This is a genomic window from Thiofractor thiocamini, from assembly GCF_055384375.1.
The window spans coordinates 206,755-232,563 of sequence record NZ_AP042389.1 but is presented as its reverse complement, the minus strand read 5'-3'; the positions used below and the strand labels follow the sequence as shown (position 1 = coordinate 232,563).

Sequence of the window (25,809 nt, the reverse complement as noted above, 5' to 3'; positions counted from 1 at the left end):
TTTATATTTTTTTCAGCAACCCTGATTTTTTAAGTGAAAACCAACTATTATCTTTTTTCCAACTATTTTTTCTTATAAGTATTTTATCAAAATCAGGTAATTCGATCCTTTTGATACCTTTTTTGGTTAAAACCAATCTTATCTTATAGAGTGAATCTTTATATCTCGTTTTTAATCTTACTACCAAATTTATATGATATACTTTATCTCCAAATATATTACTGTTATCGATACGGTAAAGTGGAACTTTTTGCGCTTTCATCTTTTTTAGGAATCTAGATATATCAAATCTCATGACATTTCTAAGCCCTTCAATATCATCAACATAATATTTTTTTAAATTTTTATTGTAAATTATGATATTTTTCTCATATTTGATTATATTTTCACCAAGATACCATGTTGAAAGTCTGCTTGTTGTATTTCTCAGTCTTGTATTTATAACTTTATCATCCAGGGCATCTTTTTTTATGAATCTTACCTTCTCTTTTACAAAACCAAATAAGAACTTTTTTGAGGAATCATAAATCTTTTCTTTGAAATCATACACTTTTAATTTTAACTTCTTATCAAAATAGTGTCTATATGCCTCTTTAATCCTATCTTTAAACATATAGCTAACCACCAAAGCCGCAAATAAAGACATAGTTAAATTTCCATATTTTTTTTGAGTAAAAAAAACAATCAATGTGGTAAACACCATTGATATCCCTGCTGCGACAGCATAGTACAACTCTTTCAACCCCGCTCCATCTTCTTTTCTTTTTCTATGAAAAAAAGTACACTTTGAAAGTACTTTTTAAAGACAGAATATCTGTAAATAACCGATTCATTCTCATAATCATCACTTGATATGATAGGAAATTCATTTTCTTTACAAAACATAATTTCCTCGTTAATGGCAATTACGATATAGTTAATAATATCTATATACATATTTTCAAAAGATTTGAGATAAATATTTATCTCAAAAAGATAATGCTGTGTAACAAGGCTGATATATTCTGCGGTAGATTCAAATAAAAATATCAATTTTTCATTATCCGTTTTTTTTGCGTATGAAAGTATCTTTTTCTTCAAGGAGCTAAATTTTTTGATTTTTTCTAAAAAGTTTTTTATGTCTTCGGGTTTTGATTTACCATTTTTTAAAGAGGTCAAGATATCATTTAGATATGTTGTATATGAACAAACATACATTCTGACATCTCTGTCTAACTCTTTTTTACTATTTTTGGATTTGATAGATTCATCAAATGAATCAATCAAATCCTCAAAAATTTCTATAAGCTTATTTATATCTTTTTTTGGGGTGATAAGTCTTATATAACTTATATAATCATTGTAAAAATCACTGTTCGAATATGTATATTCGTTGATACCCAAATTTTTAGGAATAAAAAAATATATATCTATTGCATAATCAATTTTTTTATTGTCATTGTCTGTCAAATATCCTACATTGATTTCGAATTGATTTTGACTTATTATCTTTACGGGTTCTGACTTATTCATTTTACATACAAATCCTCTGACATGGAGGATTATATCATTTTGTCTATAAAATTATGGTAAACATTACCTTGTCGGATTGCCGTCTTGGTCAAATATCGTCGGTGTTCCTTTTATATAGCCTGTCGAGATGAGCTTTGTCATTTTGGTACTCATTTTCTTTGCAAAATTTTTATCGACACTTTTGTATGTATTGTCATTTTTATCTGAAAATTTATGCATAAGTGCAACTATGTCGGCATTTTTATCTTTCTTGGCTTGTTCTATAAGCCAGCTTGATCTCATGGGTGAACTTTCATGACCCGGGATATTCAAATATATCGGTATGACTTTAACCTCTTTTGATTTTGCGATAGTACCTTTTAGTTCATTTTTTTCATACTGTTGACAATATGGACACATAGGATCAGTTATAAGATATACCGTTTTTCCTTTTGGATTACCGCCTTTTATAGTTAAAACCATATCTTTATACTCTTTATCAAACAAAGAAAGTAATTTTTTATTGTTTTTTATCTCTTGCTTTTGCTCGTTTTGTCTTAGTTTTGACAACTCTTTGGATATAACCGCTCTGTTTTTATTGATAAAATTTTTAAATATACTCTGGCCTGTTTTTCTATCTATCAGACTACCCATAATGATGGTATCTTTGTTGTATATCAGTAAGAAAGGTTTAGGGCTTCCTTCTATGGTACCTATAGCCATATGAAGATCTTTTAAATCACCGGTTTTATCATCAGCTAAAATCTTGATAGATTTTACATCTGCTCTGCCTCTTGTAAAAAATTTGCTGATATCCTTTTTTAGATCCGTTTGAGAAGCCGCCTGTAGATATAAAGAAGCACTCAACAACGAGGCCAATACAACTGTTATCTTTTGTTTCATATTGATTCCTTTTTATTATAAATTTTTATATATTATATGTATTTTTGGTAAACAAGGGGTTAACAAGATGAAGGGAAGGAATAAGCGATATAAGGCTATCTATCGATAGCCTTATATCATAAGATTGAGTATATCAGTAGTTTTTTTCAAATCTTCCGAAGAGAGAGATTTGTCTTTTTGGGAAAACTCTTTTGCTATGAGGGCTGTTATATAAAGCAAAGTTCCTGCCATCAATGGCAATCTCTGCTCAAGCTGAACTTCAAGATCATATCTTAAGCTTGGCAAACCGGATAAATGTTCGAGTATCTGTTGCAACTCCAACTCTTCGTCAAGCTCCTCAAATTTGAGCATAGACTCTTTAAAAGCTTTGGTTAACGGCACATCGCTATACCATATCACATCCCTGTTGTTATACTTTGCATTTTCCTGCGCCACTTCCAGCAAATCATAAAGCTTCTCATCTACCAAATCACTCACTTCTTTTACTATAGGGCATCTCTAAAAACCCTATACACCAATAGAAGTCAAAGAAAGGATAAGATTTTGCAAGAGAAATTTGAAGTACTAGCCCGTAGCTAATTCGAAAATTTATCTTGTGAAAGATTGTCCTTTATTTGACTTCCCTTTGGGCTTTATGAGGTTTCCCGTATGCTTCGTTAGACTTTTTTGACTTAACTAGTTAAGCCTGCAAAAGTCTGCCTCGCCTACGAAAAACCTCATAAAGCTATTGGTGCATAGGGTTTTTAGAGATGCCCTTTACTCTTATCCAATCTCAAAGATGATACTTCTTTGAAAAGTTTTTCTATTTTATGTACACCTATTACTGCCATTTTTACTCCTTATTCTCTTCATTAGAATCATTGTTTATCTTTTTAGCCCCTATGGCAAAGGTCAAAAGAGCTACGCCGTCAAAAAAGAGGCTTAATCCCACAAAAAGACCGACTAGCACTATAGAGCTAAAAGGCCAACCCATCAAAAGAATGATAGCCAAGATAATCGAGAAGATGCCGTTTAATATCATCATCCACCATCCACGGTTTGGCTTGTATTCAAAACCAAAAGCTATAGAGCTGTATGCATCAATCAACAGGTATGTAGCTAAAAGTATACCCACTACTGCGATTCCTTGTATAGGAAAAAGCAAGAACAGTATACCTACCGCTAGTGATAGAACAGGCTTAAGCCATGCAACGAATGATTTCCTATAGTTTTTCCATGTATTGTAACCTTGCACCAATGCACTAAATATGAACATCCACGACATAAAGGTAACAACGGCTACAGACATAATCGGAGGCAAGAAAATACCTGCCAATCCTGTAAGCATCATAAGTATACCGGCAATGATACCGTATTTGCTAAACTTTTTTAGGGTTTCTTGATCAAATTGAAATTTTACAAATGCCATCTCAAATCCTTTATCTTAAAATTGTAAAGGAATTTTAGTCAATTTTACTAAATAGTTCTGCAACTAAAGTGACATTTTTTTGTAGTTTATTTGTTTATTTTTGATATTTCATCTTTTATGATTATCCTGGCATAATCCATGATATCTTTCGCTCTGTGAAATTCGTAAAATTCAAAGGAATTTCCGGGAATATTTATAACTATATCCGGTGAGTATCCTGCTATCTTGTACTCGGTAAGTATTTTTTGCATAGCATCTATACTTCTTGTCATGATATTTAGTATCCCCATATCCTGCGAAGAGGTAGTTTTTTTCTTTTCTATAAGGTTATTTATCTTATTTTCAAACTTACTTAAAAGATTTTTATCTTGTTTTTCTATCTTTTTGTGAGAAGTTTTTATATCTACTATATGATTATGTTTGCTTCTAGCATTTACATTGACTGCTATACTCAACTCCGTATCGTCTGAAATCGTTGGAGCTATAGGAAGTGGATTTAAAACAGACCCATCTACAAAATATCTATTCTCTATCTTTTTGGGAGTAAAGATAGTTGGAATCGCTATGGAAGCTCTTATGGCATCAAGAAGTTTTCCTTTTTGAAACCATACCTCTTTTTGATCTATGATATCAGTAGCAACAGCGGTATAAGAGATAGGCAAATCCTCTATCTTCGTATCGGAAATCATTTTTTCAATCACTTCAAATACTTTGCTGCCGCCTATAAAACCATCTCCTTTAAGTGAAAAATCAAGTAGTTTTGCAACATCTAAAAACTTAAGTGTCATAACCCATTTTTTATACTCATCCATTTTACCGCAAGCGTAAAGACCTCCTATCAAAGCTCCCATGGATGAGCCGCTGATAGACTTTATCTCATAACCTGCCTTTGTCAACTCTTCTATGGCTGCGATATGAGCATATCCTCTTGCTCCGCCACTACTTAAGACTAAAGATATCCTGGTTTTTTTCATTTATATATCCCTTCTTTACTGTTTAATCTTATCTATGAGTTTATTGATATTTTCAAGGGTTATCTTTTTTCTTTTTATATTTATAATACCCTCTTTTTTCAACTCCTGAAGTTGTCTGTTCACAACTTGTCTTGCCGTTCCTATCAAGGAGGCTATCTCCTCATGAGAAAGTTTGTGCAAAAGAGGCATATTTTTGCTCGAGTCATTTAGATTTTTCATAAGAAGTTTTATAAGTCTTGTAGAAGTATCGTAGAGTGAAAGATCGGTTGCCAATTCTTCAACTTGACGAAACTGCCTTGAGAGATAAGGAAAAAAAGCTTTGTTAAACACGGGATTGGTGTATATCCACTCTCTTACTTTTTTGATGGGAAGTTCCAAAACCTGAGAGGTCTCCAATACCAAAGTATACACTTCATGAGGTTTTTCATCCAAAACTGTCAATACATCAAAAAAATCCTTTTTTTCAAGCATATAAAGTGTTTGTTCTTTATTGTTATCGGGATTGTATTGGAACACTTTTATGCATCCTTCCAAAACGATATAAAAGTGTTCCATGGTATCATCGCTATCCATAGCCGGTGTATTTTGAGGATAAATTCTTATATTTCCTATACTGTTTATCTCATCGATCAAGCTACTGCCTAAGTCCTCAAATCCTTCTATGGTTTTTAAATGCAACATTACGTCTCTTTTTCGATGTACTCTTCGTAACTTCCTTTAAAGTCAACTACTTCGTTATTTGGCTTTAACTCTATGATCCTGTTTGCATAAGCGTCAATTAGTTCTCTGTCGTGACTGACACATATAACAGTTCCCTCAAATCTTCTAAAAGCTTCACCAAGAGCTATAATCGCCTCAAGGTCAAGGTGATTTGTCGGCTCGTCAAATATCAAAAAGTTACCCTCATCAAGCATAATTTTGCTTATCATCATCCTGTGCTTTTCACCACCGCTTATATCTTTTATACTTTTTTGCTGCTCTTCACCACTAAAAAGCATCCTACCTAGGCAGCTTCTTATCTCACCTCTGTCTCTTTTTCTATCAAAATTTTCAAGCCACTCATAAAGGCTCTCTTCACCTTTTATCCTATCTGTAGTATCTTGAGGGAAGTAGCTGTATTCTACCGTTGCACCCCATTTTACTTTGCCGTTATCAGGTTCAAGTTCACCTGTAAGTATCTTGCAAAGCGTTGTTTTTCCTATACCGTTTCGCCCTATGATAGCAACCTTCTCACCCTTTTCAAACTTCAAGGACAAATCTTTTAAAACTTGCAAATCTCCATAAGATTTTGAGATATTTTCTATCTCCAAAGCTTCGTTTCCTATCTCTCTTCTTTGCTTGAAAACAATACTCGGCTCTCTTCTAGAGCTAGTTTGAAGATCCTCTATGTTTAACTTTTCAAGCTGTTTTTGCCTACTGGTCGCCTGCTTCGCTTTTGAAGCATTTGCTGAAAATCTTCTGATAAAATTTTCAAGCTCTTCTTTTTCTTTTAATTTTTTATTTCTTTCAATTTCAGCTTGTTTTTGTAAAAGCTCAGATGCCATGTACCAGTCATTGTAGTTTCCGCTAAACTCTCTTATCTTTTTATAATCAACATCAAGTATATGAGTTACTACACTGTTTAGAAAATGCCTATCGTGTGAGATAACCACCAAAGTTCCCTCATGTCTTTTTAACTTCTCCTCAAGCCAGGCTATTGCCGGTAAGTCCAGGTTATTGGTAGGCTCATCAAGAAAGAGGATGTCAGGATTTGGGAAAAGGACTTGAGCCAAAAGTATCTTGAACCTATCTCCGCCTTTTAGAGTGCTTACTTTGTTTTCATGAGTTGACTCATCAAAACCAAGCTCTTCAAGTATCTTTTGTATGACTATATCACACTCATACATTGGATCTTCTTCGGCGCAAATAATCTCAAGTTCGCTTAGCCTCTCGTTTACCTTTTCATCTTCAAAATTTCCCTCATTGTAGAGTTTTTCTTTCTCTTTTGTCGCATCATACAGTCTTTTGTTGCCGTAAAGAACGGCATCTTTTAGAGTAAAATCCTCAAATGCAAACTGATTTTGTCCCAAAACTCCCACTTTTAGCCCGTTATCTATGGCTATCTCTCCGCTTGTAGGCTCTATTTCTCCTGAAAGGATTTTCAAAAATGTTGTTTTCCCGGCACCGTTTGCACCAATAAGTCCGTATCTTTTACCTTTTGCAAGTTCCAAAGATACATTTTCAAAAAGAACCCTACTTCCATATCTTTGGGTGATGTTTATGGCTCTAAGCATTAATGAAGCTCTTCATTCAGTTTGACTTCACGGTTACTTTTGAAAGCTTTTATCTTACCGTTGGTGCTGTCTTGTCTAAAATGAAGTCCATTCAGACCAGCCAATTCCACACCTTTAAAGACACTCTTCTTGTCCAGTTTTTTACTATTTATTTCATTTATTTTTTCCACATTTTTATCGTCTATCGATACTTTTGTACCTTCAAGCACTGCGATACCTGCATCCACTATACATCCGTCCCCTAAAGGTATACCCGTTACCGAGTTTGCTCCAAGAAGTGTATTTTCCCCTATGCTTACGGGGTTTCCATTGGTTCCGCTAAGAACTCCAAGGATGCTAGCTCCACCACCAACATCACTGCCACTTCCTACAACCGCACTTGAGCTTATCCTACCTTCTACCATAACAGGACCCAAAGTACCGGCATTGAAGTTGATATAACTAGCTCCCGGCATAACGGTAGTTCCGGCTGCCAATTGTGCTCCCATCCTAACTTTGGAGCTATCAAGTATCCTTGTATTGTCAGTGGGAATGATGTGTTGTAAGTATCTAGGAAATTTATCGACACTATCTATGACGGGGTATTCACCCTCAAGTTTTAAAGCTATCTCATTTTCTCTAAGCCAATCAAGTTCTATAGGAGTGTTACCGCTCCAAGCGACATTATGAAGAACTCCGAAAGCTCCTGCTAAATTTACGCTTCTTAGTTTTGCTTTTCCCAAAGATAAAGCATAAAGCTTAAGATATACGCTTTCTACACTTTTTGGCGCATCATCATCAAATATAAAAACAACTCTATAATCATCTGCATCTATATCTTCATCACTTAGCAGATAGTCAAGATATTTGATAACTTGTACATTTTTATGCTTTTCACCCTCGGCTTCATCCTCATAGGGAGCAAATCCCCCCATAGCTGCTTCAACAAAAGCTTCGGTAACATTAAACAGAAGCTCATTTTGAGAAAAATCCACATCTTCTCCACACTCTTTAAGGGCTGCCAAAAGTATCGCCGCACTTCCAAAGTTTTCTTTCCAGTTTACAACCGGATAAGTAGCTTGCAATATCTTATCTTCGTTTAATTGTCCTCTGTTGACAACAGCGATACCAAAACCGATGGGGTCTCTGTATCCGTTCTCTTTTTGAAAATCCTTAACAAATTTTGCAAAATCATCTTTTGTTTTGATTTGTTCAAGTGTCATTTTTTTCCTTTTAAGTTATATGTAAAGGATTTATTATATCAAAAGTATAGTTCAAAAATGATAAATCCTCTAAAGACCTGGTATTCTTGGTATTTTAGCGAGTTTTGAATTTTTGCAGTACCAGCCCCATCCTTTTTTGATCCAGTGGCCAAATACAGGCATTGGAAACATAATAGCCTTTTCATCATTTCTGTAAACAAAAGAGGCACCGTCACCACTATCCATAATACATAATATATTTATATGACAAGAATAGCTTTTTCTACTTATCTTTTTGTTCTCCATGGCATTTATATTGTAAGCTACATTTCTTGCCATAACTTCAGCTATATGGCCTTGTTTGGCTCTCCAGTCAGGTCCTTGTAAAGCAGCGCTGTCACCTATGGCAAAAACTTTATACTCATCCGGTGTATCATAATAATCATGTTTTACTTCACAATAGTTATTGATATTTACTAAGCCTGCTTGATTTAACGGCAAATCTGAATTTTTAAAAACTTCATGCCCGTTACCTGCAGGTATGAACATGGTTAAGTCACTTTTTAAAAGAGAGTCATCTTCAAACAACACCCCCTCTTGTGTAAACTCTTTTATCTTTTTGCCTGTATATGAATTTATTTGGAGCTTTTTAAAAAATATATTCATTGCCTTTAATGCATTAGGTCCCATTCTAATGCCCGGTTTGGCCATAGGTGCGAAAAAATTTAACTCAAATTTATCCCTGATCCCCAGCTTCTTAAGCTTGTTGTGCACATTAAAAAGAAGTTCGTATGCAGGTCCTCCTCTAACGTTTGAAGCATCTTTAGGATTACCTCCAAACCCCATGGATATAGTACCACCACCTTTTTCAATAAGTTCATCCAACCTGTTTTTCAATTTTACACTGTCTTCCGGGTTTCCACAGATGGATAGGGTATGCTCCAAGCCTTTATGTTTTATCTTTTGATTTCCAAGAGCTATAACAAGATATTCATAACGAAATTCATTTTCTTTACAATAAACTTTTTTTTCAAGTGATTTTATAGAAAGGACTTCATCTATCACAAGTTTGAATCCATGAACTTTTTGGAGTTCTTTGAGTGATATTTTTGCGTCATCAAAACTTATCTCTGAAGTAGGTATCCAGATAGATATAGGAAATATATAAAAATAGTCTCGATTGCTTACAAGCGTAACATCAAAACCATATTTTCTTAAATAGATAGCAGATTCTACCCCTGCAAACCCACCGCCAAGTATCAAAACTTTTCTCATCATCACACCTTATAATAAAAATTAGATGTGATTATACAATAATGATACTAATTATCAATTTGCTACTTTATACTATACTTCTTTTTTAAGCTCATTTAAAGCATTTTGCATAGCTTCAAGTACAAGTTTGGACATCTCCTTGTCATCTCGCTCAGGTATATCCAAACCGCTTGCTTCCATATTGGCATTATATATGAGTTTTAACTCTTTTTTTATCTCGTCTTTAAGTGAATTTATCTCTTTATGTTCCATATCCATTATCTAGTCCTTTTATAACCATTTTTTCTTTTTTAGCCAACTGTATATCCCGATAGCGACACCTACATTTAGAAGTGTAGCAAAGAGATATCCATATTTCCAGTGAAGCTCAGGCATATACTCAAAATTCATACCGTAGTTACCCACTATAAATGTAAGAGGCAAAAATATGATAGTGATCGCCGTTAGTCTTTGCATTGCCGCATTCATCCTGTTTGACATTATACCCATATGAAAGTTCAAAAGATAACCTGTTCTATCAAGCAAAGTTCTGTTCTCTTTCACAAGGAACAAAATATGCTCTTTTAGATCCGATATCTCATACTTCAACTTCTTCTTTTTTGCTATAGAGACCGTGTTAAAAGCTTTGTTTACTACGTCACTTTCCTGAACAAACAGTTTTACAAGCCTGTTCAGTGTTCTTCTTGCATAATATATCTTTTCCTGAACCAATTTTTCATCTATACTTTCATTCATGATTTGATCTTCTAGTTCTTCTAGACTTGTATCGATGATATCAGACATAAAGATAGAGTTATCCATGATAATATCGATAACGGTATATATCTCGAAAATTATATCCGCCTTGTGAAGTTTCATCCTTCTTTCAAATTTTTTGGCTATCTCAACAACGGCTTCATCCTCGTCGCATGCTATGATGAGTTTATTTTTTATCTTAATGATTGCTATATTTGCGGTATCGAAGTCCAGATACTCATCCCCTGAAAAACTCAAATGCTTAAGTATGGTCACATCACCGTTTGGAATGATGTCAAATACCGGAGTTTGATCCTCACTCATTATGTCTTCTATGATTTGTTCCGGAAAGTCATTTTCAAAGAGCCATGTTTTCAACTCGAGATTGGATACGTGGGTAAAAAAAACTTGATGTATAGGTTTATCCAAATCCAACACATCAACTTTTTCTTCGACCAGATACCCGTTTTGAACATTAAACATTTTCATAAAATACTCCTTAAGGGCATCTCTAAAAACCCTATGTTAGTTTTTGGCTAACATAAGCACCAAAAAGGTACTTTAAAGGAGTATTTTACTTCATTGTTGCTTAAAAGCTTATTTTTTCTTTAGTGTGATAATTAAAACACCATTTAAATATTTTGTCTTTAGGGAATTTTCATCAGCATCACTTGGAAGAGTTATCTCTCTTTCAAAATTTCCTATATATCTCTCTTGCTGAATAAAATGTGAATCTTTTTTATCTATTTTATTTGAAGTTTTTGCTTCCACTTTCAGTATATGATTGTTGATACTGACTTTTATATTGTTTTCTTTTGATCCGGGAATATTGACATTTATGACATATTTATCCCCCATATCTTTCATATCCAGTGTTGGCGATACTGTAAAATCTTTGAAAAATTTATCAAAATTCGGGTCGTTTTGAAACTTGGCATTAAATGAACCAAATACTTTGTTCATCTCCTCTTGCATCTTTTGAAATTCTTTGAAAGGGTTTAAGTTTAAATTATTGCTCAATGCAAACTGTTTGAACGGATCTATACTTTGTGGCTGGTTGGCCTGGCTGTTTTGCGTATTAGGTTTGTTGATTTTTTGAGTATTTTTTATACTAACGGGTTTATAATACGCTTCTTTTGAGTTTAACTTATGGTTCATTTCATATAGATAGTATCCTTCTATCGCAACGGCTATAACCAATATAGATGATAATATGATAAGTATCTTATCTCTCATGTGAATCCTCCCTGTTTTTTTTATGGAATTATAAAACAGGGAGGTAAATCAAAAGTAAACTTATCTAATGGTTTTAACACTGCATCCGTTTTTGTTGACCAGGTCTGTTATGGGCGTATTCGGGCATTTGTCATACAAATCTATCACGCCGTCCTTGTCACTGTCCAGAGCACATCCGTATTTGTCTACCAATGCCAAAGTCGGGGTATTTGGGCATACATCCATATAGTTTGCAACACCGTCTTTGTCACTGTCTATAGAACTGTTACCGGGGGTTGCACAGCCGGCTAAAACAATCACCAAAGATATGACAGGAAATACTGCTATAAACATTTTTTTCATCTTTTTCACCTTAACGATTCTTACCAGCCACCGGCACCACCGCCTGCTCCACCGCCAGATCCTCCTGCGGACCCTCCGCCTCCGGCACCGCCGCCCATGCCGCCCATGCCGCCATCGTTATCACCTCCGAAGCCTCCACCCATTCCTGCTTCGCCCATACCGCCAAAACCACCTCCTGAACCCATAGCATTTGAGTGTTCTGTCATACCGCTGAAAGAACCATTCATATTGTGAGCCATATCATGCTGTTCATTTTTTGATTTTTCTTCCATTTTTGACTGCATTTGCTCTTTTTTGTTTTCTATGCGTTTTTCAAGTAAACCGATTTTGGCTGCTCTGCTTTTTTCATTCATTTTGCTTAATTTTGCTTTGATTGCATTCATATATTTATATCTTTCTTCTGCTTTTACCTGTTGCATTTTACCGATCAACTCATCGATACTTTGCGCGGATAGCTCTGTGCTTGAAGAGCCGGCTGAAGTTGTATCAGATGACGTATCATCTGAAGTTGCAGAACCGGTTGCGCTGTTGCTGTTGTTTGTTGTTGTATCAGCCGCGTTGGCACCAATGTAACCTAAAACGACCAGTGATAAAAGTATATTTTTTACTTTCATTTCTACTCCTTGTTGTGTTTTTGTAGTGAAAGTATAAAATATAATCGTTAGTTAAGTGTTAGTTTTACTATTGTGCCTTCATATCTTTTACTATTGATTTGGATATCTATGTTCAATGCATCACAAAAATTTTTTACTATGTTCAATCCTATACCGATACCGTTTTCATGTTCTTTGTAAAACCTGCTGAATATCTTCGAAGTATCCTGTATACCTACACCGTTATCTTCTATTATTATATGGTTTTCTTCTATATGGATATCGATTTTTGGATTTGTATCGGATGAATACTTGCAGGCATTTGATATGAGATTGTCCGCAATTCTCACAAAGGCATCTTCATCCGTCTTATGATAACTCTCTTTACCGTAAAGATTGATATCAATATGCGGATAAAGTTCTTCAAAATATTCCACTCTTTTCTTTATGAGATCGCACAGGTTTACATCTTTGAATTCCGGATGAAATTCTTTCGCATCCATTTCAAAATTTTTATAAAGAGACAGTATATTTTTAGCACTTGTCTCTATCCTTTGCAGCTCTTCAAGTTCGTACCTGTTTTTTAAAAATTTTACATTTAACAATATCGTTGTTATCGGGGTATTTATATCATGTATGATATCTTTTAGGAAATTTTCTATTAAGTTGATTGCTCTTTTCATCGGAGCAAGTGCATACAAAGCAAAAAATACGGAAAGTATCAATAAAGCCAGGATTACTACTGAAAATATCGCAAATACCCTGTATCTTATATGATTTATATCTTTTTTATACTTTTTTATGGGATAAATCACTTTTAAAAATCTTTCCTTTACCTGTGGTATTCTAAAAAGTGTAAATACTTCTTTGTTTCCGGTTTGCAGTATATCGATTTTGTCATTGTCTGTGCCGTTAACGATAGTGGCATCAAATTTTTTGCCCTTGAAATTAAAATTATATTCTCTCATCTCATAAAGCAATTTGCTGTGTAGAGATGATACCTCTTCTTTATAGTACAAATATGCAATAACCCCGCTCATGACAAATAAAATGCCAAAAAATATAACAAATATCTTTAAAAATGACTCTTTTTCATATCTCTTCAAGTCTGTACCCCACGCCTCTTATATTTGTTATATTTAGATCAAGTTCTGATTTTATCTTGTTTATCTGCACTCTAAGTGCTACATCGCTTGGCTTTTTCATAACTTCGTAAAATCTATCTTTATGGACTGTTTTACCGATATTCTTCAGTAGCATCAAAAGGATATTTAAAGATACTTCGCCAAAATCAAGCTCTTTTCCTTTATAATATATCCTCTCTTCGTTTGGGTCAAGACTTATATCACCATAAACGACAAAAGGATTGTTCCTTTTAATAATCGCTTCTATCCTCACTGTTAATTCATCAAAATCAAAAGGTTTTTTTATATAATCATCACACCCTGCATCAAATCCTTTTGAGATATCTTTTATATCCCTAAGTGCGGTTATGAAAAATGCAGGTGTTTTATCGCCTGCCTCTCTTAAATCCTTCAATAGATCAATACCGTTTCCAAAGGGTACATTAATATCAAAAAGATACAGATCATATCTTTTTTCATATGTTTTATCGAGTGCTTCATTGATATTTTTTGCAATAGTTACTTTATAATTTTTTTCATGCAAAAGAGATTTTAATGTTTGAGATAACATTTCATCATCTTCCAAAAGCAATATTTTGTACATTTTTACCTCCGTAAATCGAATTATAACATATCAAAAAGTTAACACTCATTTAACATTCTAAATATATAATTACAAAAATTTTTTAAAAGGATGGAAAAGATGATAAGAAGATTATTTCTTGGTGTATTGGTTTTAGGAGCATTGCTTGGCAGCAATATTTTTGCAAAAAGCAAGCATATGATGTATCAGGCGGTACCTGTGAGTAAAGCAACTATACTTCAAAGCGGCAAAGACAAAGCATACTGTCCCAACTGCGGTATGACTTTGAGAATGTTTTACAAAACAAATCACTCCGCAACGGTCAATGGAAAAGTAAGACAATACTGCTCTATGCACTGTCTGGCTGAAGATGCCGTCAAAGGATTAAATCCCAAAGATATCAAAGTTGTTGACAATACAACACTAAAATTTATCCCTGCAAACAAAGCTTACTATGTTGTGGGCAGCAACAAACCTGCTACAATGAGCAAAGTCAGCAAATATGCATTTGGCACTAAAAAAGCCGCTTTAAAATTTGCCGAAAAATTCGGCGGAAAAGTTATGAGCTTCAACGAAGCGTTCGCTATGGCAAAAAAAGCTTATAAAAAAGAAGCTATAATGATAAGCAAAAAGCAGCATATGATGGCGATGAAAGGCAAGATGATGTTTAAGAAAAAATGCCATTTAGAAGGTACTATGCCAAAGTTTGATTCAACGGCCAAAGCTAAAGCTTATATAAAAAAGAGTGGAATTTGTGGGAAAATTATGGGTAAACCTTTGCAAGCTATTGGACTTTATCTGTCAGGTCACTAGAAAAAGAGGGTCTTGCGACCCTCTTGATTGTATTGCTTTAACCTAAAGCTATATTATACTGAACAAGCACTTTTTCCGGCTGTATCAGTTCCGGGAACTCCGATAGTGGGCTGGATCGCTTCATTGTCAACACCACCCTCTTCATTTATCTTCTCTATCATTTCCCAAAGTTTTTCAGCAGCTTCATTATATCTTTTTGCCGTTACGGTATCAGGAAATTCACTGGTTATAGGTTTACCTGCATCTCCGCCTTCTCTAATAGCGGGCTCTATCGGTATTTCTCCCAAAACAACCGTATCAAACTCTTTTGCCAAAGGTTCGGTTGTTCCTTTGCCGAATATATCATACTCTTTGTTTGTCTCAGGACAGATAAATCCACTCATATTTTCTACTATTCCTGCTATCGGGATATGTAATTTTTTAAACATATCCAAACTTCTTGCGGTATCATCGAGTGCTACTTTTTGAGGAGTTGTTACACAAATACCTGCAGTTACAGGAACACTTTGAGCTAGAGTAAGCTGTGCGTCACCGGTTCCAGGAGGCATATCTATAACCAATACATCCAAATCTCCCCACAATATATCTTGAAGAAGTTGCTGTATGGCTTTCATAACCATCGCACCTCTCCATATAAGAGACTGTCCCTCTTCCATCAAACTTCCCATACTCATAACTTCAACGCCGTGTGCGACTATAGGTTTTACTTTGTTTCCTATGATTTCCGGAGTCTCACCAACTATCCCCATCATTCTAGGGATATTCGGTCCGTAGATATCGGCATCCAAAAGACCTACTTTTTTACCCTGTTTTGCCAAAGATATAGCCAGGTTTACTGTGGTAGTTGACTTACCGACTCCGCCCTTACCGCTACTTACCATTACGAAATTCTTGATATGCGGTGCTATATTTTTACCCTTGGAGCTTGACTCTCTTGGCATTTTAGGCTTTTTAAGGTCTAATTCATACTCCTTAACACCAATGCTTTCCAAAGCATCTTTTATATCACCTCTTATCTGCTCTTCAACTTCAGGTGCAGATGAAGTGATCTCGATACTAACTTTAACTTTGTCCCCATCCACTTCAATATTTTTTACAAATCCAAAATCCACAATACTTTTTGTAAATCCCGGATATGTAACTTTTTTCAAAGCTTCAGTAATCATATCATTTGTTATCATATGACTCCTTTTTATTCTATTTGAGATTGGAATTTATCATAAAAAAGATAAAAAAAAGCTTTGAAAGTGTATAATATCGTAACACTTTTAGATAAAAAGGACAAAATTTGCCTGATTTAACTCTTGTATTGTTAGGAGCAGGAAATTCCACCAGATTTGGGGTGGAGGCAAAAAAGCAGTGGCTCTGGATAGAAAACGAACCACTTTGGCTCTTTTTGGCAAATGGATTTAAAAAATTACTAAATATAAACAATATTATAATAGTTGCCAATAAACAAGATATCGATTATATGAAAAATTTTGCGGACTTCACTTTCATAGAAGGAGGTAAAGAGAGACAGAATTCTCTTAAGAATGCTCTGGAATATGTTGAAAGCAAATATGTAATGGTGAGCGATATAGCCAGAGTGTGCCTGGATGAAGACCTTATAAAAAGACTTTTGCAAAAAATGGGTGAAAGCGATATCGTAGTTCCATATCTAAAAGCGGCAGATACCATCCATTATCAAAACAGATCTATAAACAGAGATGATATAAAGATCATTCAAACACCACAACTATCAAAAACAGAGATTTTAAAGAAAGCTTTAAAGAGTGAAAAACTTTTTACCGATGACAGTAGTGCTATACTGGATATGAGTGGAAATGTAACATATGTGAAGGGATCAAAAAAAGCTACAAAATTGACCTATATGGAAGATTTGAGAAAACTTGAATGTTTAAAACCTCCATCAAAAGATATATTTAGCGGTATCGGGTATGATGTACATCCGTTTGAAGACGGCAAAAAGATGCATCTTGGAGGGGTTTTACTTGATGTTTCTTACGGCTTTAAAGCCCATTCGGACGGGGATGTACTCATACATGCTCTCATAGATGCTCTCCTTGGAGCCATAGGATACGGCGATATAGGTGAACTCTACCCGGACAATGACGACAGATACAAAGATGCCGACTCTAAAGTGCTGTTGGAAAATGTTGTCAAGTTTATAAAAAGTTTAGGATTTGATATCATAAATACGGATATAACCATAATGGCACAAAAACCAAAAATAACCCCATATAAAAACCACATAAAATCCACTCTAGCAAACATACTGAAAATCCCAAATCATAAAGTCAACATAAAAGCCACGACAACCGAAAAATTAGGCTTTATCGGAAGAGGTGAAGGAGTCGCGGTACAAGCTATAACGAATGTGAAGTATTTTGACTGGACAGTTCTCCTTAAGGAGGTAAAAATATGAAATGCTCTCAATTTTTAGGCAAAATTTTAAACAAGTATAAAAATCTAGAGTATTTCATTCTTGCCCGAAAGGGCAAAGCTTTAGTGAGGGGATGTAGTGAAGCGGAATTCCGCAACGAAGTGAGGACAATTGCTGAAGCTTGCTTTAGTGGAAAGGAGATGTATAGATGAAAGTACTAATTGTTGAAAATGAGATTTATCTTGCACAAAGTATATCTTCTAAACTATCGGAAGTTGGTTATAACTGCAAGATTGTAGCGACTATCAAAGAAGCTCTCAATGAGGGACATTACGATATCGTTTTGCTTTCAGCCAATATCTCCGGACAAAATTTTTATCCCGCAATTGAAAAATACAAAAACTCCATCATCATACTGCTTATATCCTATATCAGTAATGATACGGTATCAAAACCTTTAAAGATGGGGGTTGACGACTATATGCTAAAGCCTTTTATGATAGAGGAGCTGATAAGAAAAATTGATCATCTTTTCGAATACAAAAAAATCAAAAAAGAGAATAAATTTTTAAAAAACTACATAGAAAACTCTTTCAAAAATAGTTCGTTAAAACAGATGGATGCCAAAAAGATAATCCCTCCTGTTCTTATAAAAAGCAGTTATCAAAAACTTATAGACAAACTTGTTTACGAATACAGTAAAAGCATAAAAGTCACACCGGTTTTCATAACGGTTGATTCTCCGAATGCCATAAGCAAGATAGAAGAGTATGATAACCATACATTATTGTACCTGGTAAATTTTCAAAATCTCAGAAAAAGCGAAAAGGTGAAACTTCTTTCAGTCATAGACAAAAAAAGAGTGATTTTGTGTACAACTGACTCAAATGAAGAATTAGATAACAACTTTAATGTACTTTCTCTTGACAATTACAATAAAATATATGAAAATGGTGATATATTATCTATTGATGATTATGTCAAATACATAATACAAAGTTTTCAAAACAAATTCACCGATACCGAACTTAGCAAAAAGTTGGGAATCTCAAGAAAAAGCTTATGGGAAAAAAGAAAGAAATATGGAATCAATAAGAAAAAATAACACACTTAAAGAGTTACACTTAGACAGGGAAGCCATAGCGACACTGTCTCTTGCAAAAGAGGGTATACTAAAACCTATAGATAAACTGATGGATAAAAACGAATCCGAAGAGATATATAAAACTCACTCATACAAGGGTCAATTTTTGCCTTTTCCTTTTATATTGGCACCATCTGGCAAAAGAAATAAAGAGGTACTGAAAAGTGCCAAAAAAGGTGAAATTCTAAAAATAGTATCGAACGATAAAATAAAAGGCTATATAGAAGTAGGTACTGTATACAGGATCGATATAAACAGAAGGATCAAAGCTATATTTGGAACCGATGACAAAACACATCCGGGAGTTGAAGATACTTTAAAAAGACTTGGCGAATATGCAATAAGCGGAAAATACGATATAGAATTTGATGATATAAAAAAAGTCAAACAACAAATCAATGAAGCAAAAAAACATATAGATGCCCAAAAGACGACTGCTATCATGATGGCTGCCAAACCTTTGCATAGAGCCCATGAGAGACTTTTGAGACTGACACTGGAAAACACTGATCTTTTAGTCATATTTCTTTTAAAACCTTACAAAAAAGATATACTCTCATATGAGATAAGATACAAGACTTTGGAATATTTTGTAGATAATTTTTTACCGAAAAACAGAGTTATAGTAGTTCCATTTGAAAATACTTATATATTTGCCGGGTATAACAATGCGGTTCTTGACTCATTGGCGGCTAAAAACTTTGGATGTACAGATATCATACTTGGACAAAATCACTCGGGCATTGGTATATTTTATGACCATGACAGGATAAATTCCATAATGAATAAAGTCGAAAAAAGCGGTATCAATGTCCAGATAGTCAGCGAATTTGTATACTGTAACCAGTGCAAAACTTTGGTAAGTACAAAAACTTGTCCGCATGGGAAACATCATCATATATCATATCACTCCCCTTCCATTCTTGAAATTTTAAAAGCAGGATTGCTTCCGCCTGCGGTTTTGGTTAGAAAAGAGATATCAGCTATCATACTCAGTGAACTTTTCAAGAATAGATTTAAGGATTTGAGTAAAATTTACGACTCTGTAATGCCGGGCAATGGTCTACTGGAAGAACACAATGAAAAAGACTTTTACATAAAGCTTTTGGAATTGTATCAAACAACTTCTTTGACTTAAGGTAGCACATGAGAAAACTTTTTTTGACTTTTTTTTATACCGGACTTTCCCCTTATGCTCCTGGAACTGTCGGTAGTATAGCGGCTGCTATAGCAGGATACATCATATTATTGTATTTTCCGGTTTCAACACTGGTACTTCTGTGTATTCTCATCACTCTTATCGCCGTAAAAGAGATAGACAAGTATGAAAAAAATTCCGGCAAGCATGATCCAAAAGAGATAGTCATAGATGAAGTAGTTGGAGTTTGGCTTGCATTTGCTCTTAGTGGCACAACTCTTCTTCAAATGATACTCAGTCTTCTTTTTTTCAGACTCTACGATATATGGAAACCTTCGATCATCGGAAGAATAGATAAAAACTACGAAGGCGGTATCGGGGTCATGGGAGATGATATAGTTGCCGGTATCTTGGCGGGTATCTCATCGGCTCTTGTATATCAGTTCTACAACTATCTTATTTCCCAAGGTTATATAACTTTCTAAATGCTTCACAGTCAACTTTTAGATCGGATATTTTACCTTGACAAGCGATTTTTCCATCTTCAAATACAAGTATCCTGTCTGATTTTTCTACTGTTGTTAACCTGTGGGCAACTACAAATACTATCAAATCTTTTTTCAAATTATAGATGGTTTGTATAATAGAGGCTTCACTTTTGTTATCTAATGCACTGGTAGCTTCGTCAAGTATGAGAATATCAGGATTTGTATAGAGAGCTCTTGCTATCGCGATACGCTGTCTTTGACCACCGCTCAGATTTGTCCCGGACTCATCCAAAACAGTATCGATACCGTCTTTGAATGTTTTTACATACTCCCAAAGATTGGCCCTTTTGAGTGTATCAATTATCTTGCTATCATCTCTTTTTTTGCCATACGCGATATTTGCCGCTATCGTATCGTTTACAATATATATCCTCTGGCTTACAACACTTATGTGCTCTCTTAAATTAGTTATATCAAAATTTTTCAAATCTTCACCGTTTATACTTATCAAACCGCGAGACGGGTCGTAAAATCTAAGCAAAAGATTTACCACAGAGCTTTTTCCTCCTCCGCTATCTCCTACAAGCCCTATCACTTCGCCTTTTTTTGCAATAAAACTTATATCTTTCAATGCTTGCTTGTCTCCATAATACAATTCTACATTTTTTGCCTCAACCCGTTCTATCGATTTTACTCTCTTTTTTCCTGAAGTTATCATAACAGGATGGGACATTATCTCTTTTATCCTTTCATTTGCCGCTACGGCTATCTGAAACTTGCTGTAAGAGTTGGATATCCTTTTTAGAGGGTCCAAAAGAAGTGAAAGTGCGGTCAAAAACGAGAAAAATCCACCTGTGGTTAATTCGTGAGTTATCAAAACTTCCCTTCCACCCACAATGATGACTGAAACTATGGATATAGCACCTACTATCTCGAAGATGGGAGCAAGCAGCTGCTGTTGCTTTATGCTTTTCATATTTATCTTGAAGTATTCCAAATTTTGCTTTTCAAATCTCTCCTGTTCATAGTCACCGGCATTGTATGCTTTTACCATTTCATAATTGTTAAATATTTCACTAAGTCTAGAAGTCAATTTTGAATTTTGCTCCTGAGATTTTTTTGACAATATCTTTATCTTTTTGGAGATGATCTTTATCGGGTATATCGCAACCGGTATAATAATAAGTGAAAAAACTGCCAGTTTTGGACTTTGGTAGACGACAACCACCAACAAACCCACAACCGTAAAAGAACCCTTTAGAAAATTTATAGCATCGGACGCTATAGCGCTTTGAATTTTCGATATATCATTTGTAATCCTGCTTATGAGTTCACCGCTATGCTTGTTTAGATGAAAATCCAAATCCAGGCTTACGATGTACTTAAGCATTTTGTTCTTCATTATGCGCACGACATCTTCGCCGATATAAGTCAAATAATATGATGATAAAAATGCCCCTACACCCTTCCCGATGAAAGCAAGTATAACAAAAAGAGGAAGAATGTAGAGCATTTGAATATTTTGCTCAACAAATATCTTGTCCATTACAGGTTTTACCAAGTATGCTACGGCTGCTGTTGAAACAGAAACCAAAATCATTCCAAATATCGCCAAAGCCAGTTTGCCTTTGTAATTTTTTAGATATGGCAGATACTCTTTAAAAAATTCTATCACTCTTCACCCTTTAATTTTTTTGGATATATAAAAAACAATATCTTACCTTTTTTATTTTTTATTTCATTCCATTTGTCTATATCGAGCTCTATAGCAACTACTCCGGAAGTAGGGATATTCGTGATGATGGTATCACTAAGATGTTCGGCTAGTTCGTTTAATGAAGGATTGTGACCTATGATAAACACACTGCCGTATCTATCATCAAGTTTTGATAGCATATCAACAAGATACTGAACATGTGCTTCGTATATGCCTTTGTCAAACTTTATGACATCTTTATCGATATTTAAAATTTCTTCCAAGGTTTTTAGTGTTTTTTTAGCTCTTTTTGCCGGAGATGATATAACGATATCAGGCTTGATGCCTCTCTTTTTTAACCATTTGGATATGACTTTTATATCCTCTTTACCTCTTTTTTTCAAAGGTCTGTCAAAATCATCGAGCGATAAATCACTCCAACTTGATTTTGCGTGTCTAATTATATAAACTTTCTTCATAATTTATTTGCTATTCCTTCTGATTTGTCCCAAACTTTTTCCGGCAAGATAGCCGCTCATCCAGGCAAATGCAAAGTTATACCCGCCTCTTTTACCGACTATATCCAAAGTTTCCCCTGAAAAATATAAATCTTTGATAAGCTTCGATTCCATAGTATACGGATCTATCTCAAGCGTATCTATGCCACCGCCACATACTTCAGCATAATCAAACCCGTGAGTATCCAAAACCGACCACCTAAAATCCTTGATCATATGAACTGCTTTTTTGATATCTTTTGTATTTAAATCATTTACCTTTTTATGCACATAGCCCAATCTCTCAGCCAGCACTTTGGCTATTTTAAACGGCAAAAGACCGTGAAGAGCCATTTCAAAATCATAGTAAGGGTTTTTTTTACAACTGTGTATAAGCTTGGAGTAAAGTTCATTCTTGTCAAATGCAGGCATCATATCCATGCTCAACTCCACCTCTTTTTTTTCAATCAGCATTTTTGAAACATAAAAGGATATATCAAGTATGGCAAATCCGGAAAGTCCGTACTTTGTAAACAAAACATCCCCAAAAACGGATATATTGCCGAACTCTTTACCAAGAAGTGATACTTTTGCTTCAATTTTTGTACCGGATAAAAATGAATTTTCTATTTTTTTTGTTTCAAGCTGAACAAGAGCCGGGAAATTTTCATAGACATTATGCCCAAAACTTTTAGCAATCTTTTGAGAAAATGTTGTACCGCCAAGTTTGCCTGCCGCTTTGCTGCCTGATGAAACAAGTACTCTATCATAAATCTGAGGTTTTTTATCTTTTACATGAATAATGAATTTACCGTCACTTTTTTTTATACTTTCAATTTCATGTGCAAGTTTTATGCCCACTTTTTTTAGCTTCAAATTCTCTTGAAACAGGTTTAAAACAGATGAGGCTTCGTAAGATCTGGGGTAAACTTTGCCGTCACTGTTGATAGAAAGATAAAGCCCCATATCATTACAAAATTTTTCGAATTTTTCATAGCCGAACTCTTTTAAAGGAGTATCTAAAAAGTCAAGATCATTACCGAAATAGTCATATTTTGTGATATTTGCATTTGTGATATTGCATCTTCCGTTGCCTGAAACCGTTATCTTTTTTCCAAGTGTTTGGTTTTTTTCGTACAGGTCTATATGATTGTTACTGTTTTTAGCTGTCAATGCAGCCATCATGCCGCTAGCACCGCCACCTATGATAGCAATCTTTGTCATAACTACTCTTTTTTTATGGAAAAAGTAAAATATTTTGATATAAAGTTACTATCCCCTATCTTGGCAAACTGTATCCCTGCAGCTGCGATATTCTTTACTTCCATATACAAAAGACCCAAAGCAAGTCTACTCTCGAAGTTGTTTGGATCGGTAAGTTTAGCAAGTTCCAAAAGTGCTATCGCGTTGGCATCATGATCTGCTCCGATGGAAGCGACTGAAGCCAAAAAGAGTGTGTTCGTATCTTTTTGTTTATAAGTATCGATTAGTTCATTATACAGAGCATACGCTTCTTCGTAATTGCCTGTAAATATATCGACATATCCCAAAGCCTGCATAATGCCTACCACATCATCGTTTTCATCTTGAAGTTGTCTTTCTAGTATGTCTCGCACATAGTATAGCATTCCTGAAATTTGCAAAGCATCTATATAAATCTCTCTTGCAACAACAGGACCGTAAAAAAGTGATCTAAGTTCCACATCTCTTTTCAAAAAACTTTTTTGAACTTCTTTAGCAAAATTTTCTATACTTTTGCCGTATGTTTTCGCACTGTCATACAAAAGCTCCGCTATCATATCTTTTGGTAGTATGGTTTTCAGTGAAAGTGATTTTTGCAAAAACAGTTTTCTTATCTTTGTATTTTTTGCGACGATTGCATCGAATATAAGATTTAGCGGCTTGTTTGATCTGTCACTTCCTGCAAAATCTGCTGCAGATATATAGTTATTTTTGGAAAAATCGATTAAAGCGTAGTAAAATTTTTTATCTTTTGTCCTATGATCGTTTTCCAAGTCATTTAAAACTTCTTCACTTAGTTTTGAATTGTCCTGATGTATCAACTCTTTTGTCATTATGGCAAATATACCGCTTAGATAATTTCTACTGTTTAAGTGATAACTTTTTACAAAATTTTTATAGGCATTCGTATAATCGCCCATTTGTGCATAAGAAAGTCCCAAATCATAAAACAAAATGGAATGGTTAGGATATTTGTCTTTGATGGATTCAAATATGGCATTGGCTTCATTTATCTTATAATCAAGTGCTTTCTTGATGCCTATGGAGATTTTTTTGTTTATTTTTGATATGTTAGAGCTTTGAGAAAGAAGCATAAGTGCATTTTTAGTTTGATTTAAAGAGAGATCGACTCCGCCTTTTCTTATAAATTCGATGGTTTGATTTGCATTGAAAACTTTATACGGAGCAAAATAAAACAGCAATCCGTACATATTTTCTTTTCTTTGCAAAACTCTTTTTTCAAACTCTTTTTGGGACAATTTTACATTTCTCAAACTTGGTTTTATCTCTATATTTACAGGGTAAATCTCTAAAACATTCTTTTTGGAAAGCCTTTTTGCATCTTTTAGATTTGTAGCGGCACTGCCCAAAAGTCCCATATTGATATATGATAAAACCATGGCCATTTTTGATTTGACGGGCTTTATGCGCATTTGATATGATTTTATGAAATGTTTTAAGGACAAAGGGTATTCGCCGATTCTTGCATATAAAAGTCCAAGGGTAAAGTCATCCTGGAGGTTTTTATTTTTTTCAAGAAAGTTTATAGCAGCCAAATCATCACCAAAAAATGTATCGATTTTAGCAGAAAGGTAATTTTGCTCCTCTTTGTAGTACTTAGAAGATGGATGCTTCATAGGCACAAGTGCTTCAAAATACTCATTTTTATAGTACTTTATAAGTGCCATATAGTATGTATAAAGAGGTGCGTTCGCTTCATAAGGAAGATAAACCTCAGCTAAAGATATATAATATTTAAAAAGCTTTTCATTCTTGAGTTTTAACGCACACACCGCACTGTTGATGGCACTTACGCATCTATTTTGTTTGTTGGCTATCGCTTTTTTGAAGAATTTTATAGCTTCAAGATACTTTTTCTCTTTCATTTTAGCTACACCGATATTGTAGTTTGAAATGGATTCATTATATGATGCTATCTCTTCATAAAGTTTCAAAGCCTCTTTTTTATCACCTTTTTTATATAAAATATTTGCCTTTTGTATCAATTTGTCAAGTTTAATTGAGGGAAATTTTAAAGAGTTCTCTTTTTTTATGATTTTTTGAGTAAGATTTGCGATATTGCCGTTTTCGTCTTTTTTGGTAGTTGCCTTAAGAGCAATGATCAAAACTATGACCACCACTACAAGAAGCAATGCCAGAGATGCGATGATGATGATATTTTTTTTACTTTTTTTGGGCTGTTCCTCTTCTAGGGGTTTATTCTCTTCAGATTTTGTTTCATCACCCTCTTCAAGGATTATTATATCATCTTGCTCTTCAGCCATAT

General features: G+C 34.5%; 27 protein-coding genes. 5 read left to right on the top strand and 22 right to left on the bottom strand.

What is annotated here, in order from left to right; all coding sequences use genetic code 11:
* Position 1 precedes the first annotated feature (1 nt).
* The 17 genes from ACZ47B_RS01160 to ACZ47B_RS01080 form a co-directional block, all read right to left on the bottom strand.
* Positions 2-742, bottom strand: a complete 741-nt coding sequence (locus ACZ47B_RS01160; protein WP_464894851.1) for a hypothetical protein — start codon at positions 740-742, stop codon at positions 2-4.
* Positions 739-1,512 carry a hypothetical protein gene (locus ACZ47B_RS01155; protein WP_464894850.1) on the bottom strand — a complete coding sequence of 258 codons (774 nt, stop codon included), beginning with the start codon at positions 1,510-1,512 and terminating at the stop codon, positions 739-741. The genes ACZ47B_RS01160 and ACZ47B_RS01155 overlap by 4 nt, the downstream gene beginning before the upstream one ends.
* A gap of 63 nt (positions 1,513-1,575) precedes the next feature.
* Positions 1,576-2,394: a thioredoxin domain-containing protein gene (locus tag ACZ47B_RS01150; RefSeq protein ID WP_464894849.1), complete on the bottom strand. Its 819-nt coding sequence runs from the start codon at positions 2,392-2,394 to the stop codon at positions 1,576-1,578.
* Between the two features lie 111 nt (positions 2,395-2,505).
* A complete protein-coding gene (locus tag ACZ47B_RS01145) occupies positions 2,506-2,871 on the bottom strand; it encodes a DUF1931 family protein (RefSeq protein WP_464894848.1) in 366 nt (121 codons plus the stop codon).
* A gap of 355 nt (positions 2,872-3,226) precedes the next feature.
* Positions 3,227-3,802 carry an HdeD family acid-resistance protein gene (locus ACZ47B_RS01140; protein ID WP_464894847.1) on the bottom strand — a complete coding sequence of 192 codons (576 nt, stop codon included), beginning with the start codon at positions 3,800-3,802 and terminating at the stop codon, positions 3,227-3,229.
* Between the two features lie 86 nt (positions 3,803-3,888).
* Positions 3,889-4,776 (bottom strand): patatin-like phospholipase family protein, encoded by an 888-nt coding sequence (locus tag ACZ47B_RS01135; protein ID WP_464894846.1) that lies wholly within the window; start codon positions 4,774-4,776, stop codon positions 3,889-3,891.
* A 15-nt stretch (positions 4,777-4,791) separates the two neighbouring features.
* Positions 4,792-5,457 (bottom strand): Crp/Fnr family transcriptional regulator, encoded by a 666-nt coding sequence (locus ACZ47B_RS01130; RefSeq protein WP_464894845.1) that lies wholly within the window; start codon positions 5,455-5,457, stop codon positions 4,792-4,794.
* Positions 5,457-7,049: an ABC-F family ATP-binding cassette domain-containing protein gene (locus tag ACZ47B_RS01125; protein WP_464894844.1), complete on the bottom strand. Its 1,593-nt coding sequence runs from the start codon at positions 7,047-7,049 to the stop codon at positions 5,457-5,459. The genes ACZ47B_RS01130 and ACZ47B_RS01125 overlap by 1 nt, the downstream gene beginning before the upstream one ends.
* Complete coding sequence (locus tag ACZ47B_RS01120; RefSeq protein WP_464894843.1) at positions 7,049-8,251, bottom strand: tetrahydrodipicolinate N-succinyltransferase N-terminal domain-containing protein; 1,203 nt, start codon at positions 8,249-8,251, stop codon at positions 7,049-7,051. Before ACZ47B_RS01120 ends, ACZ47B_RS01125 begins: the two co-directional genes overlap by 1 nt.
* Before the next feature lie 69 nt (positions 8,252-8,320).
* Positions 8,321-9,505, bottom strand: a complete 1,185-nt coding sequence (locus tag ACZ47B_RS01115) for an NAD(P)/FAD-dependent oxidoreductase (protein WP_464894842.1) — start codon at positions 9,503-9,505, stop codon at positions 8,321-8,323.
* Positions 9,506-9,577: 72 nt separating this feature from the next.
* Positions 9,578-9,763: a hypothetical protein gene (locus tag ACZ47B_RS01110; RefSeq protein ID WP_464894841.1), complete on the bottom strand. Its 186-nt coding sequence runs from the start codon at positions 9,761-9,763 to the stop codon at positions 9,578-9,580.
* Positions 9,764-9,775: 12 nt separating this feature from the next.
* Complete coding sequence (locus ACZ47B_RS01105; protein WP_464894840.1) at positions 9,776-10,729, bottom strand: magnesium transporter CorA family protein; 954 nt, start codon at positions 10,727-10,729, stop codon at positions 9,776-9,778.
* A 108-nt stretch (positions 10,730-10,837) separates the two neighbouring features.
* Entirely contained in the window at positions 10,838-11,476 is a 639-nt protein-coding gene (locus tag ACZ47B_RS01100; protein ID WP_464894839.1) for an Hsp20/alpha crystallin family protein, read from the bottom strand.
* 60 nt (positions 11,477-11,536) lie between these two features.
* Positions 11,537-11,818 (bottom strand): thrombospondin type 3 repeat-containing protein, encoded by a 282-nt coding sequence (locus ACZ47B_RS01095; RefSeq protein ID WP_464894838.1) that lies wholly within the window; start codon positions 11,816-11,818, stop codon positions 11,537-11,539.
* 20 nt (positions 11,819-11,838) lie between these two features.
* The gene (locus tag ACZ47B_RS01090; protein ID WP_464894837.1) at positions 11,839-12,432 is read right to left on the bottom strand and encodes a hypothetical protein; all 594 of its coding nucleotides are present in this window, start codon (positions 12,430-12,432) and stop codon (positions 11,839-11,841) included.
* A 47-nt stretch (positions 12,433-12,479) separates the two neighbouring features.
* The gene (locus ACZ47B_RS01085) at positions 12,480-13,517 is read right to left on the bottom strand and encodes a sensor histidine kinase (protein WP_464894836.1); all 1,038 of its coding nucleotides are present in this window, start codon (positions 13,515-13,517) and stop codon (positions 12,480-12,482) included.
* On the bottom strand, positions 13,504-14,139 hold the full coding sequence (locus tag ACZ47B_RS01080; RefSeq protein ID WP_464894835.1) for a response regulator transcription factor: 636 nt from the start codon (positions 14,137-14,139) through the stop codon (positions 13,504-13,506). The genes ACZ47B_RS01085 and ACZ47B_RS01080 overlap by 14 nt, the downstream gene beginning before the upstream one ends.
* 99 nt (positions 14,140-14,238) lie before the next feature.
* Between ACZ47B_RS01080 and ACZ47B_RS01075 the strand changes: the two genes are divergently transcribed.
* Complete coding sequence (locus ACZ47B_RS01075; protein WP_464894834.1) at positions 14,239-14,931, top strand: nitrous oxide reductase accessory protein NosL; 693 nt, start codon at positions 14,239-14,241, stop codon at positions 14,929-14,931.
* 53 nt (positions 14,932-14,984) lie between these two features.
* Here the strand turns inward: ACZ47B_RS01075 and ACZ47B_RS01070 are convergent, their stop codons facing one another.
* Positions 14,985-16,112, bottom strand: coding sequence for an Mrp/NBP35 family ATP-binding protein (locus ACZ47B_RS01070; protein WP_464894833.1), 1,128 nt, complete (start codon positions 16,110-16,112; stop codon positions 14,985-14,987).
* 107 nt (positions 16,113-16,219) lie between these two features.
* Between ACZ47B_RS01070 and ACZ47B_RS01065 the strand changes: the two genes are divergently transcribed.
* The 4 genes from ACZ47B_RS01065 to ACZ47B_RS01050 all read left to right on the top strand — a co-directional run bounded on the left by ACZ47B_RS01065 (position 16,220) and on the right by ACZ47B_RS01050 (position 20,084).
* The gene (locus ACZ47B_RS01065) at positions 16,220-17,359 is read left to right on the top strand and encodes a bifunctional 2-C-methyl-D-erythritol 4-phosphate cytidylyltransferase/2-C-methyl-D-erythritol 2,4-cyclodiphosphate synthase (RefSeq protein ID WP_464894832.1); all 1,140 of its coding nucleotides are present in this window, start codon (positions 16,220-16,222) and stop codon (positions 17,357-17,359) included.
* Positions 17,360-17,525: 166 nt separating this feature from the next.
* Positions 17,526-18,422 (top strand): response regulator, encoded by an 897-nt coding sequence (locus ACZ47B_RS01060; protein WP_464894831.1) that lies wholly within the window; start codon positions 17,526-17,528, stop codon positions 18,420-18,422.
* Positions 18,400-19,599 carry a sulfate adenylyltransferase gene (locus ACZ47B_RS01055; protein ID WP_464894830.1) on the top strand — a complete coding sequence of 400 codons (1,200 nt, stop codon included), beginning with the start codon at positions 18,400-18,402 and terminating at the stop codon, positions 19,597-19,599. The genes ACZ47B_RS01060 and ACZ47B_RS01055 overlap by 23 nt, the downstream gene beginning before the upstream one ends.
* A gap of 8 nt (positions 19,600-19,607) precedes the next feature.
* Positions 19,608-20,084 carry a phosphatidylglycerophosphatase A family protein gene (locus ACZ47B_RS01050; protein ID WP_464894829.1) on the top strand — a complete coding sequence of 159 codons (477 nt, stop codon included), beginning with the start codon at positions 19,608-19,610 and terminating at the stop codon, positions 20,082-20,084.
* Here ACZ47B_RS01050 and ACZ47B_RS01045 read toward each other — a convergent pair.
* Genes ACZ47B_RS01045 through ACZ47B_RS01030 form a run of 4 tightly spaced genes read right to left on the bottom strand, consistent with a single transcriptional unit; the run spans position 20,056 to position 25,807 of the window.
* On the bottom strand, positions 20,056-21,762 hold the full coding sequence (locus ACZ47B_RS01045) for an ABC transporter ATP-binding protein (RefSeq protein ID WP_464894828.1): 1,707 nt from the start codon (positions 21,760-21,762) through the stop codon (positions 20,056-20,058). The genes ACZ47B_RS01050 and ACZ47B_RS01045 overlap by 29 nt on opposite strands.
* Positions 21,759-22,262 (bottom strand): SixA phosphatase family protein, encoded by a 504-nt coding sequence (locus ACZ47B_RS01040; protein ID WP_464894827.1) that lies wholly within the window; start codon positions 22,260-22,262, stop codon positions 21,759-21,761. Before ACZ47B_RS01040 ends, ACZ47B_RS01045 begins: the two co-directional genes overlap by 4 nt.
* A 3-nt stretch (positions 22,263-22,265) precedes the next feature.
* The gene (locus ACZ47B_RS01035; protein WP_464894826.1) at positions 22,266-23,504 is read right to left on the bottom strand and encodes a BaiN/RdsA family NAD(P)/FAD-dependent oxidoreductase; all 1,239 of its coding nucleotides are present in this window, start codon (positions 23,502-23,504) and stop codon (positions 22,266-22,268) included.
* Between the two features lie 2 nt (positions 23,505-23,506).
* On the bottom strand, positions 23,507-25,807 hold the full coding sequence (locus tag ACZ47B_RS01030; RefSeq protein ID WP_464894825.1) for a tetratricopeptide repeat protein: 2,301 nt from the start codon (positions 25,805-25,807) through the stop codon (positions 23,507-23,509).
* Positions 25,808-25,809: the final 2 nt, after the last annotated feature.